The organism is Paenibacillus sp. FSL R7-0273, assembly GCF_000758625.1.
Lineage (GTDB): Bacteria > Bacillota > Bacilli > Paenibacillales > Paenibacillaceae > Paenibacillus_AQ.
Window position 1 is genome coordinate 1,521,819 of the sequence record NZ_CP009283.1, and the last position, 18,654, is coordinate 1,540,472.

Below are 18,654 nucleotides of genomic sequence, written 5' to 3' on the forward strand. Positions count from 1 at the left end.
AATTGAGGGAGAGATTTGCATGAAGCGGTACGAAGATTTGGCGCCGTCCTTGCGGTGCATTATGACTCCGGGGCCGGTAGAGGTGGATCCGCGTGTATTACGGGCCATGTCGTTTCCGGTACTGGGCCAGTTCGATCCTGAATTTACAAATATCATGAACGAAACGATGGGCATGCTGCGTGAACTGTTCGTTACAAATAACAAATGGGCGTTCCCCGTAGACGGCACCTCGCGCTCGGGCATTGAGGCCGTGATGGTTAGCCTGATCGCACCGGGCGACCGCGTGCTTATTCCGGTCTTTGGCCGGTTCGGCCATCTGCTGCATGAGATTGCGGAACGCTGCGGAGCTGAGGTGTATACGATAGAGAAAGAATGGGGCAGCGTGTTTGCGCCGGAGGAAGTAATCGCTGCAATCCGCAGCTTCAAGCCGGATGTGGTGGCTATTGTCCACGGCGAGACATCGACCGGGCGTATCCAGCCGCTGGCCGAAATCGGGCGGGCCTGCCGGGAGCAGGATGCCCTGCTGATTGTGGATGCTGTTGCTACCATTGGAGGTGTACCGGTAGAAACGGATGCATGGATGCTGGATGCCGTCATCGGAGGGACGCAGAAATGCCTGTCGATTCCTTCCGGTATGGCTCCGGTTACGTATAATGAGCGGGCGGAGGCCAAACTGCTGAAGCGCAAGCAGGTCGAACGCGGGCTTAGAACAGGCGAATTTGAGGCAGGAGAGCTGCCGCCTGTACGCAGTAATTATTTTGATCTGAGCATGCTGCAGGATTACTGGAGTCCCCAGCGGCTGAATCACCATACAGAGATGACGTCAATGCTATATGCGCTGCGGGAGGGCCTGCGGCTGGTGCTGGAGGAAGGCCTTGAGGCGCGGCATGCGCGGCATGCCCTGCATGAGCAGGCACTGGTTGCCGGACTTGCAGCAATGGGCCTTGAGCTGTACGGTGATCCGGAATGTAAGCTTACGGTAGTGGCCTGTGTGCTGATCCCGGGGGGCATTGACGGAGAGTCTGTCCGCAGCATGCTGCTGGAGCATTTCGGTATTGAGATCGCCAGCTCATTCGGTCCGCTTAAGGGGAAGATCTGGCGCATCGGCACCATGGGCTTCAGCTGCCGTGAAAATAATGTGCTGCGCGTACTCGGGGCGCTTGAGGCTGCACTTTTGCGGCATGGGCACACTCTGTCTCCCGGCCTTAGTGTCCAGGCGGCACTTGACGTATATGAACCAAAAGGTAGATAATCTTCTGAACGGTAACTGGAGAAATGGTATTTGGAAGCTTACGGACGGTCCTGCCGGGCCGGCTGTCCAGGCTTTACCCAGGAAACGGCTTGCGTCCCGCGAAGGGCGGCAAAGCCGTTTTTATTAAAATATAAGCTATATAGATCAAACAAAAATTATACAATTAGGGAAAGTGGCGGAGGGGAGTTTTGGAACTGTAGGAGCGGTAGCGACCGCCTGAAAGCTTTTCGCAGAAAAGCTCGCTACGTAAGCATAATCAGTCTGCGGATTTCAACCGCGAACAGCGGTACAGATCAGGAAATCTGCAGACAACAGCGGCCGGAAGTCCAAACATTCTCTGGAGTCACGTCCAAACCTAATCTTGAAATTTATCAGTTAAATCTATATAGCAAATCGGAGGGAGTGGAAGTCATGTCATTCAAAAGAAAGCCTTTGGCGGATTGTGTGCCTGAGCTGGTGGCTACGGCCCGCGGTGATCAGAAGGCATCCCTGGTTATAACGGGAGGGAAGCTGGTCAATGTGGTTTCCGGAGAAATACTGGAGGGAATGTCTGTTGCGGTGCAGGGGGGACGCATCGCTTATGTGGGCAAGGATGTTTCGCATACCATTGGTGAGCATACACAGATTATTGATGCAGCCGGTAAATATATCGCACCGGGATTGCTTGACGGCCACTGCCATATCGAGAGCACACAGCTTACGGTGACGGAATTTGCCCGGGCGGTGCTGCCGCTGGGGACGACGGGCGGATTTTTTGATGCCCATGAAATTGCCAATGTATTCGGGCTGAAGGGCATTAAGCTGATGCTGGATGAAATGCGCGGAACGCCGCTGGCAGCCTATATGCAGGTAGCCTCCTGCGTACCGTCAGCGGGTGCAGAATTCGAAACCACCGGGGCCTCGCTGGGACCGGCAGAGGTAGCGGAGGCTTTTACCTGGGGCGAGGATGTAATTGCTCTTGGCGAGGTGATGAACTTCCCGGGCGTTGTGTACGGTGATGACAAAATGCTCGGTGAAATCCAGGCGACGCTGCGTGCCGGACGGTATGTTGACGGGCATTTCACCTGGCCTTCCAGTGACTGGAGGCTTCCGGTCTATGCCGCCGCAGGTGTTACGGGTGATCATGAATGTGTAACGGCAGAGGATGTCATTGAACGTGTACGTCTGGGGATGTACGCCAAAATGCGCCGCGGCTCCGCCTGGCATGATGTTGCCAAGACAATCACCGCGCATACAGAGCACGGGCTGGACTCCCGCCGGATGATGCTGGTTACCGATGACCGGAGCTCGGAATCACTGCGTGATGAAGGGCATATGGATTTTGTGGTGCGCCATGCAATTTCCCAGGGCGTAAAGCCGGTGACCGCCTTCCAGATGGCAACGATTAATACCGCTGAACGCTTCGGAGTGGCCCGTGACATCGGTTCGATTACACCGGGCTCCTGTGCCGATATTATTTTGCTCGACGGCAATCTGGCCGATGTACATGTGGTGACGACTATTGCTGCCGGTGTGGTAGTGGCTGAAAACGGGATTATGACGGCTGAGCTTCCTGTCTATACCTATCCTGAGGAAGTGCGTGCCTCTGTACATCTGCAGCAGCTGCCGGTGCCGGAGGATTTCGTCATTCAGGCTCCGGCCGAGTCGGGTATGCTTGCTACCCGTGTAATCAAGGTTATCGAGAACCACGTAGAGACGGAGGAGCTGATCATCCAGCTGCCGGTGGAGAACGGGGTGCTGCAGGTCGGCAGCGGCCTCTGCAAAATCGCCGTATTCGAGCGGCACAAGGGAACCGGCAACAAATCGGTAGGCGTAGTAGAAGGGATCGGCTTCCATGAGCCTGCGGCGATTGCGATGACGGTAGCCCATGACAGCCATAACGTGCTGGTGATCGGAAATAGCGATGTCCTGATGGCAAAAGCGGCAGCAGCCGTAGCTGAAGCCCAAGGCGGCGTAGCGGTCATTACGGAGACGGGAACCACGCTATTCCCGCTGGCCATTGCCGGACTGATGTCGGCAGAGCCGTTCGAAGTGGCAGCTGCCCAGTCAGCGGCGATCAGCACAGCGCTGTATGATGCAGGCTGCACGCTTAATTACGCTTTTATGACACTGTCCCTGCTGGCGCTTGCCGTTATCCCGACCCTGCGGATTTCCGACAAGGGGCTGGTGCGGATCTCACCGGAAGACGGTATCCAGCTGGTGCCGTTATTCTGCTGATCCGGCAGCCTGCAGGCTGCTTTGCAGCACAACAAAAATGCCTTCAGCCGTTTTCTGGCCTGTAGGCATTTTTGTTGTATAGCTCAAATATAGCTGGATTTTCTAATGAAACTGACGATATAAACATTCAATAAACGTATAAGTCTCCGTCCAATCGAGACTGGCTGCGTTACAGAGCAGAACCACACTGAACTGCTGTTCGTAGAACCTTACAATAATACTCCGGAAGCCTGCGTCACCGCCTGTATGCCAGATGGTTGGGGTGCCGCAGCGTTCCTGAATCATTCATCCGTAGCTGTAGCCGCCCCAAAATTCGGTTAAAGGCTTGCCAGATGAGTCCAGGCCGGGAGTAAAAATAGCGCGCTGTGCCTCCTCACCCAGCAGCAGATTCCCGTATAGTGCATCATCCCACTTTTTCATATCCTCCAAGGTAGAAAAGACATTCGCCGCACCAGTGGCGAACGTATCCGCGTAATTGCATTTCCAGCTCTCTCCGTACCTTTCATATCCGTAGGCCCGGTTAGAAATAACCGGCTGCTCTTCATTGAAGACCGTAGTGTTCTCCATACCAGTGACCCCGAATATATATTGCTTCAGATAGTCCCGTAAAGACAAGCCTGTTACCCGCTCAATAATCAGCGCCAGCAGCACATAGTTGGAGTTAGAGTATTCAAAAGCACTGCCCGGAGTGAAACGGAGCTGCTTCTGCTGTGTAAGTAAGCTGAGAATCTCGGCGTTGTCTGAGTGAAGTGCGTTCTGGCGCGCTTTTTGCCACAAAAGATCATTGTAGTCTGTGAAACCTGCCGAATGGTGGGCCAGCTCACTGATTGTGACCTCCCCTGCATAATGCCGGAGCTCCGGTACAAACCGGTTCAGCTTGTCCTTGGCGCAAAGCTCGCCCCGTTCCATAAGCTGGAGGATAGCCATGCCGGTAAACGGCTTCGAGACTGAGGCCAGGTTAAATACACTGTTCAATTGCAGTGGTATCCTATGTTCACAGCTCGCGAGACCGAAGGTATCCTGATAGACTATTTTCCCTTTTAAGTTAGCGATCGCACCGATTCCGGGGCTGCTGTCATTAAACGCTGTAAAAGAATCCTTGAGTCGCAAGCCGTTCATTGTACAGCCTCCACAACTTTTTTCTAACAGTTATTTCCATGGAGGATGGCTCTTTCCCTGCCTCAAACACCCCTAATGGTTACAGTTCTGTCACAATGGGCATAATATTAACCGTTTCCTCACAATTTGAATCATATTTTTATATGATTTTAAAAAAATATATTAACAAACCTCAGAGAATGGACGATAATACTTTTAAATTAATTAAAATTAGTTTGAAATTGCTGACTACCAGACATGTTGCTGTAAGTTTAAATATATGGAACGGGGTGTATGAGATGATCAGATTAGGAACACAGGACATTGTGAATATCACAATGAAGCAAATTGCCGGCATTTTCAAAATGGAGCCTGTTGAGCTCAGATTTGTGAACGATTTTCAGGGGGAGCAATATCTGCTGACCAATGATAAGCTGCATCTCAGCAACCAGCAGTACTGGGCAAAGGTTATGGATTGCGTATTCGAAAATCATGTCAGACCGGTTCTGATGTGCGAGGTGCTGTATTTCCTCCGTAATGAGTTTATGGAGAGTGACATCAAGCTCAGATTCTCTTACGATTTTGCGGAAGGATCAGAAGGTGCTGCAAGTGCAACTGCCGAGGTTAGCTTCAATGATACACCGGAGCTGCAGCCGGCCGAGATTGCCGAACTGATTGATTTTGCGCTGTCTCTGCAGGATAAGGTATGGTTCGAGGAATTAACGGCTAAATACAAACAATTGACCGCATAGGCCTGATTATATGAAATTAAGCGTATCATTATTATAAAAGACTACTATATAAGCCGCGTGCTCCCGTGCTGTGTTGACGGAGGCCGCGGCTTTTTGTATGGAACGGTTTCAGGTGAAGCAGAATCAGCAGCCGATTCCCGGCTCCGCAGCCGGCAGCCAGCCCCGGGCGTTCTCCTGAACCAGACCGGCCAGGAAATCCAGCCATTCTTCACTGTCATTAAGGCAAGGGACAGCAAGGAAATCCTCTGCAGCCCCTCCGCCTGAAGCGAAGAATTCACGCCCCTCCACGGCCAGCTCATGCAGTGTCTCCAGACAGTCAGTCACCAGGCCCGGTGAAAAAATCATCGGCCTGCGGATTCCCCGTCCGGCCAGGCTTTTCAGCACTTCCTCAGTAGAGGGACCTACCCATTCCTCCCGGCCAAACCGTGACTGGAAGCTGATCTGCCAGCTTTCCGGCTCCCATCCCATTGCCTCTGCCAGCAGCCGGGCGGTTGTATGGCACTGCTCAGGATAAGGATCGCCTGTCTCCGCATATCTGCGGGGTATGCCGTGAAAGGAGAGTACGGTGAAATCAGGCTTGTCTGTCATTGGCTCCAGCTGGCGGAGCAGATGCTGCTTCATAGCTGAAATATATCCGGGTGCAGCATAGTAAGTATCTATAAACCGCAGGGCGGGTACGAAGCGTTTCGTTACCGGGCCTGAGGCGCTTTTTCTTCCGAGAGCGGCGAAGCAGGCGGCGTCGTAGACAGAGGCAGTCGTGGTCGATGAGTATTGCGGGAATAAAGGAACGACAATGATTCGCTGAACGCCGTCAGCCTCGAGTGAGGCCATGGCCTGTTCCATACCCGGCTGGCTGTAGGCGAGCGCAAGCCCGACCCGGTAATGCTCTCCGAGCTGTGCCTGCAGACCGTTCTGCTGGGCCAGTGAATGCAGAAGCAGAGGTGAGCCGTCCTTCTGCCAGATAGCGCTGTAGAGCGCTGCGGATTTACGCGGCCGCACGCGCAGAATAATGCCACGCAGCAGGGGCTGCCAGAGCATGGGATGATAATCAATGATCCGGCGGTCTGAGAGGAATCTGCGCAGATAAGGGCGTACAGCCTTAGCGTTTGGCGCATCAGGTGTTCCGATTTGGGCGAGAATGACCCCGATAAGCGGCTGGTCCATTGTAGTTATTGCTCCTTTTCATAAACATGACATCGTTTAAAAATATCATATTTTTTACGTAGCGCACAATACAGAAAATCATGTGTTTATCATATGACGGAGGAAATGGGAGAATTTGAGAGTTAATAAAAATATTTTTTTCATGTTAAGGGGAAATAGTGATGTTTCTTATAGGGTGTGTGATTTTATATACAGAGAAGAGAAGCCGGGATTTGTTACCATCAAGCCAGAAATCACCTCAGTGAGGTTTTGAAATTTTATGTGAATTAATTCACCTTTTATGTGATTTTTTTCACCTTATGCATCAGACAACAGCAAACAAGAGCAATCTGCTTTTAAAGACAGAGGAAACGGGTCATGCATAATCGGGAGAGGGGGGATGTTCTCTTATGAAGAAACATGTTGTTCTTCGTAAGAAAGGACAGGAGAGGAACGGCAGGAGGAACGCATTGAAGGGTTACATATTACTGGGGATCAGGTAAAGGAGAGCACGCCTTGAAAAAACTATTTTCGATGACAATCAGCGCAGCACTGCTGCTCGCACCATTCGCTTACACTATTAACGCACCGGCTCTGAAGCTGACTGTGGATGCCGTATCGGCTGCATCTGAGGAAGCGGCAACACCGGCAGCTACAGCCAAACCGGCTGCTAAGCCAACACCAAAGGCTACAGCTAAACCAGCTGCCAAGCCAACACCAAAAGCTACCGCAAAGCCTGCGGCTACACCGAAAGCCACCGCTAAACCGGCAGCAACCGTGAAACCGGCAGCAACCGTGAAACCGGCAGCAACCGTGAAGCCAGCAGCAACTGTGAAGCCAGCAGCAACGGCTAAAGCGACTGCAAAGCCTGCAGCAACCGCTAAACCTGTAACTGTTAAAGAAAACGTATATACAGACGGAGTATATGTTGCTTACGGCAATGCCTACTCCAAAGGCACTGAAGGCGCCAAGGTTACGATCAAGGACGGAAAGGTTGCTGATCTGGAGCTGTACAGAACCAGTCCAAAGCTGATCGACCGCAATGTCCGTGATAATTACAGCGGCATTTGGCCAGCTTACGGTCTGATGAAGGACCGTCTGGTTGGCAAAACCAGAGACGGTGCAGCAGCAGTGGATGCCGTATCCGGTGCAACCCGCACCAGCAATGGCTGGAAGCTGTCCGTTGACAGAGCGTTTGAAAGAGCGCTTGAAGTGAAGCCTGCGGATGCCACTTATTTTGCAGGGGACCACATGGGTATCGACCCTGAAGGCAAATACGCAGTATTTGCAAGCTATGATGAGAACAGCCTTACTGCCGTTAAGCTCTACCCGCTGACTGCTGCAGGTGATTTTGTAGACGAAAAAGCCTACACTGCAGAGCAGACTGCGGCAATTGCGGCAATTACGCCTGCACTGCTGGCTAAAGGCTCCTCCGCACAGGCGGTACCAGGCTTTGAAGTGCAGTCCAGAGCTGCAATCAATGCATTCTGGGATGCTGAGCAGAACGCTGTTATCGACAATACCTCCGCTTATATTGACGGATTCTACTCCTCCTACGGCACTGCAAGAAGCGTGGGTGTGGAGAAGGCTGACATCGTAATCCGTAACGGCAAGCTGGTGGATGTCAAGCTGTACAGACTTGGCAACAACCTGATTGACAGAGGCGCAACCGCCTATGCAGAAGTGGTAAAAGCAAATGCTCCTATGACAGCTAAATTGCTGGCAAACGGATCTTACATTGCCAATTACGATGAGAAGGTTGACGGCATTTCCGGTGCTACCGAGAGCAGCCACGGCTGGAACCAGGCTGTTGAAAGAGCATTTGAAAAAGCGCTGAAGGTTCCGACTGAAGGACAGTATTTCGACGGTAAATTTGCAGGCGTGGATAACCAGTCCAAAATCATGCTGCTGGTTGATATTGAAGCTGATGAAGTGACCGGTCTGACACTGAGCCTGTTTGGTACAGACGGCAAAGTAATTGCTGATGCCAAGCTGACTGCAGAACAGAAGACACTGGTTGATCAGCTGAAGGCAGGCCTGCTCGAAAAAGGCACAGCACTTGCCGACGTTACAGGCCAGGAAGCACTGTCCGCAGCAGCAAGAGCAGCACTGGCTGACGCTCTTACTAATGCATCTAAGGAGCAAGGCGAGTACAAAGACGGCACATTCACCGCATTTGGTGACGCTTATGATAAAGGCACGAACAAAGCTGAAGTTACCCTGCGTAACGGCAAAATCGTAAATGTTGTATTGTCCCGTGTGGGCATGAACATGGTAGACCTGGGCAAGGCAGCTTACGCTGAAGTGCAAAAGGCAATCCCGCAGCTGACAGCAAGCTTCCTGGCTGCCGGCACAAGAGAAGGTGTACAGCAGGTTGACGCTGTATCCGGCGCAACAAGCAGCAGCGTTGCCCTGAAAGCTGCAGTAGACAGAGCTTACGGTAAAGCTGAAGTTGCAGAGGCTGACAAAGCCGCATTCTTCAACGGTATTTTCATTGGTGCAAGCACTGATAAATCCGTAAACGTTATGGTTACTGTGAAGCACAATGTTCCTGTAGCAATGCTTGTCTACTATCTGGACATTAATGGTAAAGTAGTGATTCCGCAGTCTCTGTCCGCCGCTCAGCTTGCGGTGAAGAGTGAAATTGAGTCCACTTCGACCGGCAACAGTCTGCACAAGTACGGCTACAAAGCAGCGGCATTCGGCGCTAACGATGATGAAAAAGCCATTTCTGCCAAAGCGGTAGAGGCTATCAAAGCCGCTCTGGAAGCAGCAGGCAAGTAAGTATTATTGAGATTTAGCAGGGGGTTGTTCTCAGCCATGCAAATGGCGGGGGGCGGCCCCTTTTGGTGTATTATTCGGGTATATTATAGTAGACTTAATATAACTGCGTCATATTTCAGTATTAGATTCGTATAGTATTTAGAGGGAATTCGCAGGCAATGTCAAAAGTTTACTATACACAGCAGGTGTTAGCCTGTTAATAACGGGAGGCTCCAACATGACACTTATCAAACAGCTATCTCCACAGGATGAATTTACCGGATTTTATCTGCTTAGAGAGCTGGCAATCAAACAAACGAACGGTACTCCTCCAAAGGATTATTTCGATATTGTGCTGGGCGATTCCAGCGGTCAGATATCCGCCAAGTACTGGGATGCCAGTACTGCGGATAAGGAGACCTTTTTTCCGATGGCGCTGGTGAAGGTCCGCGGGATTGCCCACACCTACCGCGAAAAGCTGCAGGTGAAGGTTACCAAAATGCGGCTGGCAGAGGAATCGGACGGCGTGTCCCTGACCGAGTTCATCCGTTCGGCCCCGATCCGTCCGGTGGATCTGCTGCATACGATCAAAGGGGCGATGTCCAGTATCCGTGATGCGGAAATTGCTGCAATTGTTGCCTTTTGTGTAGGGAAGGTTGAGGAAAAGCTGATGCACTATCCGGCGGCCAAAACGCATCATCATGCCTACTATGCCGGGCTGGCTTATCATATGGTACGGATGCTGGAAATCGGTGATTTCCTGTGCAAGCAGCGTCCGTTCCTGAATCCTGACCTAATGCGGGCAGGGATCATTCTGCATGATATCGCCAAGCCGGAGGAAATGATCTCCAGCTTCGGTATCGTCTCAGACTACAGTGTGCAGGGCAAGCTGATCGGCCATATTTCGATGGCATCCAACTGGATTACCGAGGCGGCGATCCGCACAGGCATCGAGCTGGAGTCGGAAAAGGTGCTCGCGCTGCAGCATCTCGTTCTGTCCCATCACAATCTGGGTGAGTGGGGCAGTCCGGTACAGCCGCAGACGGCCGAAGCGGTCGCATTGCATCATATTGATGCAATGGATGCCAAGCTGCAGATGGTAGAGGATGCGCTCGATACAACGCCGGAAACCGAGGAATGGACACCGTTTATCCGGGGACTGGAAAATAAGGCGGTATACCGGCTTAAGCTGTAAGCAGGCTATAAGGTGTGATGATCCTCGGCGTGCAGCCGAATCAAAAAGCAGGTTCACCCGGTTTCGGGAGAGCCTGCTTTTTGGTGTGAGGATTGGCTGAGGGCAAAAGTGCCTCTGATTCCGCTGGTTGTGGGCGAAATGGACAAATCAAAGGCAAAAGTGCCTCTGATTCCGCTCATATGGTGCGGAATAGACAAATCAAAGGCAAAAGTGCCTCTGATTCCGCTCGTATGGGGCGGAATGGGCGAATGAAAGGCAAAAGTGCCTCTGATTCCGCTCATATGGTGCGGAATGGACAAATCAAAGGCAAAAGTGCCTTTGATTCCGCTCGCGGAAGGTACAGCGGCCTAAATAACGGGAAAACTCCCGTTATTTTCATGAGGCGGGAGGCGTACAAGTTCCACTAGTGCTCGTGCACACGGGGGCGGGCCGCCAAATAGCAGCCCCGCCAGCCCGGCACTCCCCGATCAAAAGTAAGGCTTGAAAGAAGGGGCAGATGGCGGCAAAGCAGGTGGCTTAACTGGCTGCTTTTTTCGCGGTGTTTTTTTGGGCGGCGATTTGAAGGGGGTGTAGCCGCCTGCAAACATTTTTCCGGCGGTGTAGCCCTGATTGTCTGCCAGCAGCAGCGGCTCGAACTTCTGGTCCTGCTCCATCAGCTTCAGCAGAATCAGCGCTGCGGCACGGGCGTCATCCAGCGCATCGTGGTGCTTCAGGCTGATGCCGAAATGCTGGGAGATGACATTCAGTTTATGGGAGGGCAGCTCATCGAGCATTTTTTTGCCGAGTAAATACGTGCACAAATATTGAAAATCAGGGTAGCGGTTCCCCGAAGCATCCAGACAGTATCGCAGTACGCTCATATCGAAGGCGGCATTATGGGCCACGACGATCTCATCCTGCAGCAGCGGCTCCACCGTGCTCCAAAGCTCCTCAAAGGTAGGCTGTCCCTGGACTATGGAGGGAGTGATGCCGTGGATTGCAATGTTCATGCCGTCAAACCGCTGGCGCGGATCAATCAGCCACACATGCTCGGCCGTTATTATACCGTCTCTAACCTGGACAAGTCCCAGGGAGCAGGCGCTGGAGCGGCTGGAGTTTGCGGTCTCAAAGTCTATTGCAGTAAAATTCATTGGTAAAGCCCCTTATCTATCATATGTATTCTTAATATTAAAGTAGTGAAAGAGTAAATACAATCTGCTGAATTTACAAATCCCCGATAGTATGCTATTCCTAAACTATGAATATCTGGAAAAATACCAATAGGCTGAGGAGATGAGCTGATGCAGCTGTTAAAAGGTCAGAAAGCGGATGTGACAAAGGGCAGGAGCCTGAACGAGCTTATATTATCTTTTGGATGGTCAGCGGGGAATGCACAGATGGGCATTGATGCTGCTGCATTTTTGCTGTCGGAGCAGGGGCGGTGTGAGCGTGACGAGGATTTTATTTTTTATGGAAACCCGGTATCACAGGACGGTGCGGTTACACATGCGGCTGCAGGGAATGGAGATAAGGAGAGCATAACTGTCTCGATGTCCCGGCTTTCGCCAAAGGCTGCCAGGATTGCTCTGACACTGACTATCTACGAAGGTGAGCGGCTGAACCACCGGATGAAGGATGTATCGGGTCTATATCTCAGGCTGCTGGACCGGCAGAGCGGCGAGGAGCTGCACCGTTTTGAGTATGGCTCTGATTTAGCGCAGGAAACGGCGATAGTAGTAGGCGAGCTATACCGGCATAATGGGGAATGGAAATTCAGCGCTGTCGGCAGCGGGTTTAATGGCGGGCTTGCGGCATTATGTGTGAATTACGGGCTGGAAGTTGAGGCTTCCGGGTCCGCAGAGGTCGCGGCTGCAGCGGAAACGGCTGTTAAGGGGACTGAAGATACGAAGGCGGTACCGGAGGAAGCATTACAACCTCCTGTCCTATCCAAAATCGACCTGCGCAAAAAAATCGTCCAGTTCACCCTAGAAAAGAAGCAGTTGACCGGCGTAACGGCCAGAGTGGGAATTGTACTGGATATCAGCGGCTCCATGAGAAATCTGTATGCAAGAGGCGTGGTGCAGGAAGTGGTTGAGCGGATTCTCGCAGTGGCCAGCAAATTTGATGACAACGGTGTGCTGGATGTCTGGGTGTATGATAACGAGTTCAGCAGGATGGATTCTGTTACGGAGCGGGATTTCGGCGATTACGTTAAACGGGAAATCCTGAACAACCGGTCTATTCATAAGTTTGGGTTTAATAATGAGCCTCCGGTCATGGAGGACGTGATCCGCAAATATACGAAGGAAGAGAAAAAGGATAAAACTCCGGTCTTTATTATTTTTATCAATGACGGAGGCGTCGTGAGGGCTACGAAAAAAGTCATTAAGAATGCAGCCGTCCAGCCGATTTTCTGGCAGTTTGTAGGAATCGGAAACTCCGATTTCGAAGTGCTGGAGGGGCTGGATAACATGACCGGCAGGGTCGTGGATAATGCGGATTTTGTGCATCTGGACCGGATTGAGGAGGTTACGGATGAGGAGCTGTACGACCGGCTGCTGAATGAATTCCCGCACTGGCTTAAGGCGGCGAAAGAGAAACGGATATTACAACCGTAACACGGTGCTGCAAAAGCGATATGATGAACAGGCCGGCCCCGGGGGGCTGGCCTGTTTGCATATCAACCTGCTATGCGATACTGCGCGGAAGGGCAAACTGCTCATAACCCTGTCGCTGACAGCGGCTGATTAACTTCATGTGCAGGCGCGGATAGCAGGTCCAGGCGGTAGCCTTTGACCAGTGTTTCGCCGTTCATAATATCCGTCTCATAGGCGCGTGTAAAGCCCAGATGCTCATAGAGCTTAATGGCAGAGGCCATCATGTCGGAGGTGTGGAGGTGGAGGGCGGCAGCGCCTTGTTCACGGGATCTGCGAACGGCTTCCCCAATCAGCAGCGTGGCAATTCCGCGGCCGCGGGCGGCAGTAGAAACGGCAAGCAGGCGGAGGATAGGGGCATTTATGCCAAGCTCGGGCCTGCCGTAGGCGGCCTCCGACGAGGTGAACAGCAGCATGCTGCCGGCAATCTGCTGATCAATCTCGGCAACGATCCGGGCAGCCGGTGCATCCCCTTGAACAGAAGCCAGGATGGAATCACGGTATTCCAGCCAAAAGGCTTCAGGTAAATAAGCGGAGTATTGGCTGTAGGCATCCAGCAGGACCCCCGCAATGGCATCCCGGTCGCTATCTATTGCGTCGCGGATAATCACTTCTTTTGACATATTCCAATATCCCCCTTCATCTGCGGATTCGGTCATTTGATTGGTGTCATTATACCCGATAATCCATAGCGATATAAGAGGAATTTCATTATTCCGATAAATGGATAGAAAAGTTCTTTCTATAATTGTGACTAATTTAATGGAAAACGGGGAAATGCGCATCGCAAATATATTGACAAAAAAATGAGCCGTATCTAATATATATACAAAATCTATAGGTGAGCACAATTATAAATCATTGTTAATTCATCGGAATAGTTAAAATTATAAAGCTTTTCAGGGAGGGCTTGGAGTGAATATCGATAATATTGAGGCCTTTGTCTACATCAACCACTATGGAAGCTTCAATAAAGCGGCCGAGGTGCTGTACATTTCGCAGCCGACGGTAACAGCCCGTATTCAATCGCTGGAGCGGGAGCTGGATTGCAAGGTGTTCGACCGTCTGGGCAAGCAGGTTCATCTGACGGATAAAGGCAAGCAGTTCCTGCCGTACGCCCAGCAGATTCTCCAGGTGTATCAGAGCGGCAAGCATCAGCTTCAGGCCAAAGGCCATATTCCGAATGAGCTGCGGATCGGCAGCACTGTATCGGTGTCCAACTATCTGATGCCGCAGCTGCTGCACCGGCTGAAACAGAAATATCCGCATATCACGATCAAGCTGACAACGGCTTCAACCGATCTGCTGATTGATAAGCTGAAGGCAAAGGAAATCGATCTCGCTTTTATCCGCAAGGTAGTCAATCCGGCAATTCAGACGTACCCGTTCTGCGAGGACCCTATTTCGCTGTACGTGCATGCAGGGCATCATCTGGCCAAAAGCGGACATGCAACGCTGCAGGATATCCGCTTTGAGACGCTGGTGTTTTTTGAATGCGGCTCCCTGGACTGGATGCGGCTGCACCGCGTATTCGAGAGCATGGAGCAGCCGCCCAATATTGAATACCACGTGGATAATCTGGAGACGGCGAAAAAGCTTGTGCTTAAGCAGGCAGGAATCTGCTTTTTGCCGGCGCTGAGCGTGCAGGAGGAAGTGGCGGCGGGAACGCTGATCAGAGTGGATATTGCGGAGACGGAGGGGATTTCCCTGCGGACCAGCCTGATCTCCCTGAACGGGGAGAACGCGGAGTTTATTGAAACGCTGCTGGAGGCAGCCCCGGGTAAGGTGGATAATCGACTAATTGTATAGATGTATTAAAAAACTCTATTAGCGCATGGTCACATGCAGTGATAAAGTTAATTGCATATAATCACGACTAAATCGATAGGGATTATAAAATTAATAAACCGGAAGAATGGAGGGCTTGCGATGAGTGAGGTTTACCGGCTGGCAGAGCTAAGGGATGCAGAGCAGCTGCTGGATGTTACATACCGTGCCTATCAGCTGATCCGCGAGCTCGGGCTGCACTGGCCTGCGGCGAACGCTGATCTGGCGCTGATTGAAGACAACATCACTGCGAATGAGTGTTATGTGCTTGAAGTGGATGGAGCCGTTATGGCTACCATTACACTCTCCAATGAAGAGGAGATCCGCAAGTTCAGCCCGCTGCCTTTTGTAAAATGGTTTGCCACTCACCCCGATTACAGCAACAAGGGCTATGGCGGTAAGCTGCTGGACTGGGTAGAGGAGCACATTATCCTCGGCAAGCTCGGCTCACCTGAGGTTACGCTGGCTACAGCGAAAAAGCATCCATGGCTGGTTGAAATGTATGAACGACGGGGATATGAGCGCTTCGTGGAGCTTGATCCGCAGAACGGCGACGGCATTATGTATCTGCTAAAAAAGACACTTATAAATAAACCACAAATCACTCAAAGGGGATAGAAACATGAAAAAGTCCATTTCGCTAGTATTTGCATCCGTATTAACGCTGGCGATCGCCGGCTGCGGAAATAACAGCAACAATGCAGGCGGCAACAGCGCAGGCAGCGCGGGCAATAAGGTAGCTGAAGCGGCTGCACCGGCGGATACAACAGCTAAGGTAACGAAGATCATCGTAGGTACAGGGACCGGGTTCCCGCAGGTATGCTTTATCGATGAGAACGGCAAACTGACCGGCTTTGATGTGGAGCTGCTCAAGGAAATTGATAACAAGCTGCCGGAATATGAATTTGATTTTCAGACAATGGATTTCAGCAACCTGCTGCTGAGCCTGGAAACCAAAAAAATCGATCTGGTTGCCCATGTTATGGAGAAGAATCCGGAGCGGGAGCAGAAGTACACTTTTAACAAAGAAGCTTATGCCCACTGGAGAAACCGCATTGTTGTGGCTAAGGACAACGACTCGATCCAGACACTGGACGATCTGAAGGGTAAAAAGGTACTGGTCGGCGCGACAAGCGCTCAGGCGCAGATCCTTGAAAATTACAATAAAGAGAACGCAGATGACATCAATATTGTCTATCAGAGCGGTACCGCTAACGATACAGCTGCCCAGATTACAACCGGCCGTGTGGATGCAACGCTGGCTGCCGATTTTGTCATCCCGATCGTTGATCCGCAGAGCCAGCTGAAGGCTACGGGTCCTGAGCTGTCCTCCGCAGACATTCTCTATGTGTTCCGCAAGGATGATGCCGATTCCCAGAAACTGTCCGATGCCATCGACGGTGCGATCAAGGAGCTGAAGACAGACGGTACGCTCGGCAAGCTGAGCACAGAATGGCTGGGGGCAGACGTTACAGCGGATTCGGTGCAGTGATGAGACCGGTGAACCGGGGAAGGGAGGGAGCGTATGGGCGCGCCGTTTGATATCAGTTATGTATTTTCTTTTTTACCGAAGCTGTTTGGTACGCTGGGCACCACGCTGCTGATTGTCGGCGGCTCGCTGCTGGCAGGTATTATTGTCGGCTTTCTGGTAGCTTTGCCGAGGCTTTATAAAATTCCGGTGCTGAAGACCTGCTCTGAAGTCTATATCTCCTTTTTCCGGGGCACACCGATTCTGATTCAGCTCTTCCTGTTCTATTACGGCCTGCCGGAAATTCTCAAGCTGGTGAATGTGGATATGACGCGGACGCCGGTGCTGGTCTTCGTGATTCTGACCTACGGCTTGCATACCGGGGCTTACATGTCCGAGATGATCAGAGCGGCCGTGCAGGCGGTGGATAAAGGGCAGGTGGAAGCGGCTTATGCGACCGGGATGACGGCGTTTCAGGCATTCAGACGGATCGTGCTGCCGCAGGCGCTGGGGATTGCCGTTCCGGTTTTCTCCAACCTGGTGATCGCCCTGCTGAAGGACACGTCGCTGGCCTTTACGCTCGGAGTGATGGAGATGACGGGGAAAGCGCAGACGCTTGGTACCTTGACGCAGCATTTTATTGAAACGTATATTGCACTCGCCCTGATCTATCTGGTTATCAGCTTTACGATTGAGAAGCTGCTGCTTGTGGCGGAACGCCGGCTGCTGCGGCATGAGAAAGTGACCGGTCCGGAGCGAAAAGCATTCAAAATCAACAAGAGCTGGTCCTACCGCCGCATCATTGCGGAGCTGGGACCAGGTAAAGGAGGCGCCGGATTATGAAGCTGGACCCGTCGTTTATCTGGACGGCTTTTGTGCAGATCCTGGGTGCGATTCCAACGACCCTATATATCACTGTCGTCTCTGTGCTTGCCGGCTTCGTTATTGGCCTGGCAGTGGCCTTGATAAGAATATACCGGGTTCCGGTGCTCTATCCGCTGGCAGTCGGTTACGTCACCTTTATCCGCGGAACGCCGATGCTGACGCATCTGCTGCTGATCTACTTCGGGCTTCCCGTGCTGATTGACGGGCTGGCGGCGCATTTCGGCTGGGGCTTCCGGTCGGTGTCGATTCCGATGATCGGCTTTGCGTACATTTCATTCTCGATTACAGCGGGAGCCTACATGTCCGAGGTGGTCCGTTCCGGCCTGCTCGCAGTGGACCGCGGCCAGCTGGAGGCGGCCCATTCCATTGGAATGACTACACCGCAGGCGCTGCGGCGGATTGTTTTTCCCCAGGCGCTGGCGGCGAGCCTGCCTAACCTGTCGAATGCTGTGATCGGAATGTTGCATGGATCAACGCTCGCTTTTACCGTGTCGGTGGTGGATATCAATGCCAAGGCGCAGATTGTGGCTTCGACGAACTGGAAGTTTTTTGAGGCCTATCTGGCGGCGGCGCTGATCTTCTGGGGGCTTACGTTCCTGATTGAACGTGCGACATCGGTGATTGAAAGACGGATTAATCTGTATAACCGGGGGGGAGTGGCATGATCAGGCTGTCGCAAATTTCAAAATCATTCGGCCGCCATCAGGTGCTGAACAATATAGATTTAACGGTTACCAAAGGTGAGGTAGTGGTCATTCTCGGCCCAAGCGGCTCCGGCAAAACAACGCTTTTGCGCTGTGTGAATTATCTGGAGAAGCCGGGCAGCGGCGAGATCGCCATCGGTGATTTCAAGGTGGACTGCAAGCATGCCCGTAAGCAGGAGATTTATCAGCTCCGGCAAAAGACGGCAATGGTATTCCAGCAGTACAATCTGTTCCGCCACAAAACCGCGCTGGAGAACGTGATGGAAGGCTTGCTCATCGTCAAAAAGCTGTCAAAGAACGAAGCGCGGAAGCGGAGTGTTGCCCTGCTTGAAAAGGTCGGCCTCGGCAGCAAGCTGGATGCTTATCCGAGCCAGCTGTCCGGAGGCCAGCAGCAGCGGGTGGGCATTGCCCGGGCGCTGGCGCTGGAGCCGGAGGTCATTCTGTTCGACGAACCGACGTCTGCGCTGGACCCGGAGCTGGTCGGTGAAGTGCTGGCCGTTATCCGCAAAATCGCCAAGGAAGGCATCACAATGATCGTAGTGACGCATGAGATGGGCTTTGCCCGTGATGTGGCGAACCATGTGGTCTTCATGGACGGCGGGGTCATTGTTGAAGAGGGAACCCCAACGGAGCTGTTCAACCATCCGCGTGAGGAAAGAACGAAGCAGTTCCTGAAACGGATTACACCTGAACTGAACTATTCCATATAGGAGGCAA

Annotated in this window: 16 protein-coding genes; 12 read left to right on the forward strand and 4 right to left on the reverse strand. The window is 52.2% G+C overall.

The genetic code is table 11. The annotated features are described in order from the left end of the window. Positions 1-19 precede the first annotated feature (19 nt). Positions 20-1,252: a pyridoxal-phosphate-dependent aminotransferase family protein gene (locus R70723_RS06700; RefSeq protein WP_039870792.1), complete on the forward strand. Its 1,233-nt coding sequence runs from the start codon at positions 20-22 to the stop codon at positions 1,250-1,252. Between the two features lie 411 nt (positions 1,253-1,663). Beyond that, positions 1,664-3,469: an adenine deaminase gene (locus R70723_RS06705; protein WP_372238225.1), complete on the forward strand. Its 1,806-nt coding sequence runs from the start codon at positions 1,664-1,666 to the stop codon at positions 3,467-3,469. A 285-nt stretch (positions 3,470-3,754) separates the two neighbouring features. On the opposite strand, the gene R70723_RS06710 is transcribed toward R70723_RS06705, so the two are convergent. Continuing rightward, entirely contained in the window at positions 3,755-4,588 is an 834-nt protein-coding gene (locus R70723_RS06710; protein WP_039870797.1) for a serine hydrolase domain-containing protein, read from the reverse strand. Positions 4,589-4,866: 278 nt separating this feature from the next. Here R70723_RS06710 and R70723_RS06715 point away from each other — a divergent pair, with 278 nt between their 5' ends. Further along, positions 4,867-5,319: a hypothetical protein gene (locus tag R70723_RS06715; protein ID WP_039870799.1), complete on the forward strand. Its 453-nt coding sequence runs from the start codon at positions 4,867-4,869 to the stop codon at positions 5,317-5,319. Positions 5,320-5,442: 123 nt separating this feature from the next. On the opposite strand, the gene hemH is transcribed toward R70723_RS06715, so the two are convergent. After that, positions 5,443-6,483 (reverse strand): ferrochelatase, encoded by a 1,041-nt coding sequence (gene hemH / locus R70723_RS06720; protein WP_047171048.1) that lies wholly within the window; start codon positions 6,481-6,483, stop codon positions 5,443-5,445. Positions 6,484-6,978: 495 nt separating this feature from the next. Between hemH and R70723_RS06725 the strand changes: the two genes are divergently transcribed. Next, complete coding sequence (locus R70723_RS06725) at positions 6,979-9,246, forward strand: FMN-binding protein (protein WP_039870802.1); 2,268 nt, start codon at positions 6,979-6,981, stop codon at positions 9,244-9,246. A gap of 217 nt (positions 9,247-9,463) precedes the next feature. Further along, positions 9,464-10,420 (forward strand): 3'-5' exoribonuclease YhaM family protein, encoded by a 957-nt coding sequence (locus tag R70723_RS06730; protein ID WP_039870804.1) that lies wholly within the window; start codon positions 9,464-9,466, stop codon positions 10,418-10,420. Positions 10,421-10,887: 467 nt separating this feature from the next. On the opposite strand, the gene R70723_RS06735 is transcribed toward R70723_RS06730, so the two are convergent. After that, the gene (locus R70723_RS06735; protein WP_039870806.1) at positions 10,888-11,550 is read right to left on the reverse strand and encodes a 3'-5' exonuclease; all 663 of its coding nucleotides are present in this window, start codon (positions 11,548-11,550) and stop codon (positions 10,888-10,890) included. A 150-nt stretch (positions 11,551-11,700) separates the two neighbouring features. Here R70723_RS06735 and R70723_RS32540 point away from each other — a divergent pair, with 150 nt between their 5' ends. Continuing rightward, positions 11,701-13,017 (forward strand): VWA domain-containing protein, encoded by a 1,317-nt coding sequence (locus tag R70723_RS32540; RefSeq protein WP_063837755.1) that lies wholly within the window; start codon positions 11,701-11,703, stop codon positions 13,015-13,017. Positions 13,018-13,118: 101 nt separating this feature from the next. Here the strand turns inward: R70723_RS32540 and R70723_RS06745 are convergent, their stop codons facing one another. After that, positions 13,119-13,676, reverse strand: a complete 558-nt coding sequence (locus R70723_RS06745; RefSeq protein WP_047171049.1) for a GNAT family N-acetyltransferase — start codon at positions 13,674-13,676, stop codon at positions 13,119-13,121. 292 nt (positions 13,677-13,968) lie between these two features. Here R70723_RS06745 and R70723_RS06750 point away from each other — a divergent pair, with 292 nt between their 5' ends. From R70723_RS06750 to R70723_RS06775, 6 genes are all read left to right on the forward strand, one after another. Continuing rightward, positions 13,969-14,862 carry a LysR family transcriptional regulator gene (locus R70723_RS06750; RefSeq protein ID WP_039870807.1) on the forward strand — a complete coding sequence of 298 codons (894 nt, stop codon included), beginning with the start codon at positions 13,969-13,971 and terminating at the stop codon, positions 14,860-14,862. A 120-nt stretch (positions 14,863-14,982) separates the two neighbouring features. Continuing rightward, positions 14,983-15,498: a GNAT family N-acetyltransferase gene (locus R70723_RS06755; RefSeq protein WP_039870809.1), complete on the forward strand. Its 516-nt coding sequence runs from the start codon at positions 14,983-14,985 to the stop codon at positions 15,496-15,498. A gap of 4 nt (positions 15,499-15,502) precedes the next feature. Beyond that, positions 15,503-16,372, forward strand: coding sequence for a transporter substrate-binding domain-containing protein (locus tag R70723_RS06760; RefSeq protein ID WP_039870811.1), 870 nt, complete (start codon positions 15,503-15,505; stop codon positions 16,370-16,372). A 33-nt stretch (positions 16,373-16,405) separates the two neighbouring features. Continuing rightward, entirely contained in the window at positions 16,406-17,191 is a 786-nt protein-coding gene (locus tag R70723_RS06765; RefSeq protein ID WP_039870813.1) for an amino acid ABC transporter permease, read from the forward strand. Beyond that, a complete protein-coding gene (locus R70723_RS06770) occupies positions 17,188-17,898 on the forward strand; it encodes an amino acid ABC transporter permease (protein WP_039870816.1) in 711 nt (236 codons plus the stop codon). The genes R70723_RS06765 and R70723_RS06770 overlap by 4 nt, the downstream gene beginning before the upstream one ends. Continuing rightward, positions 17,895-18,647 (forward strand): amino acid ABC transporter ATP-binding protein, encoded by a 753-nt coding sequence (locus tag R70723_RS06775; RefSeq protein ID WP_039870818.1) that lies wholly within the window; start codon positions 17,895-17,897, stop codon positions 18,645-18,647. The genes R70723_RS06770 and R70723_RS06775 overlap by 4 nt, the downstream gene beginning before the upstream one ends. The last annotated feature ends 7 nt before the right edge of the window (positions 18,648-18,654 follow it).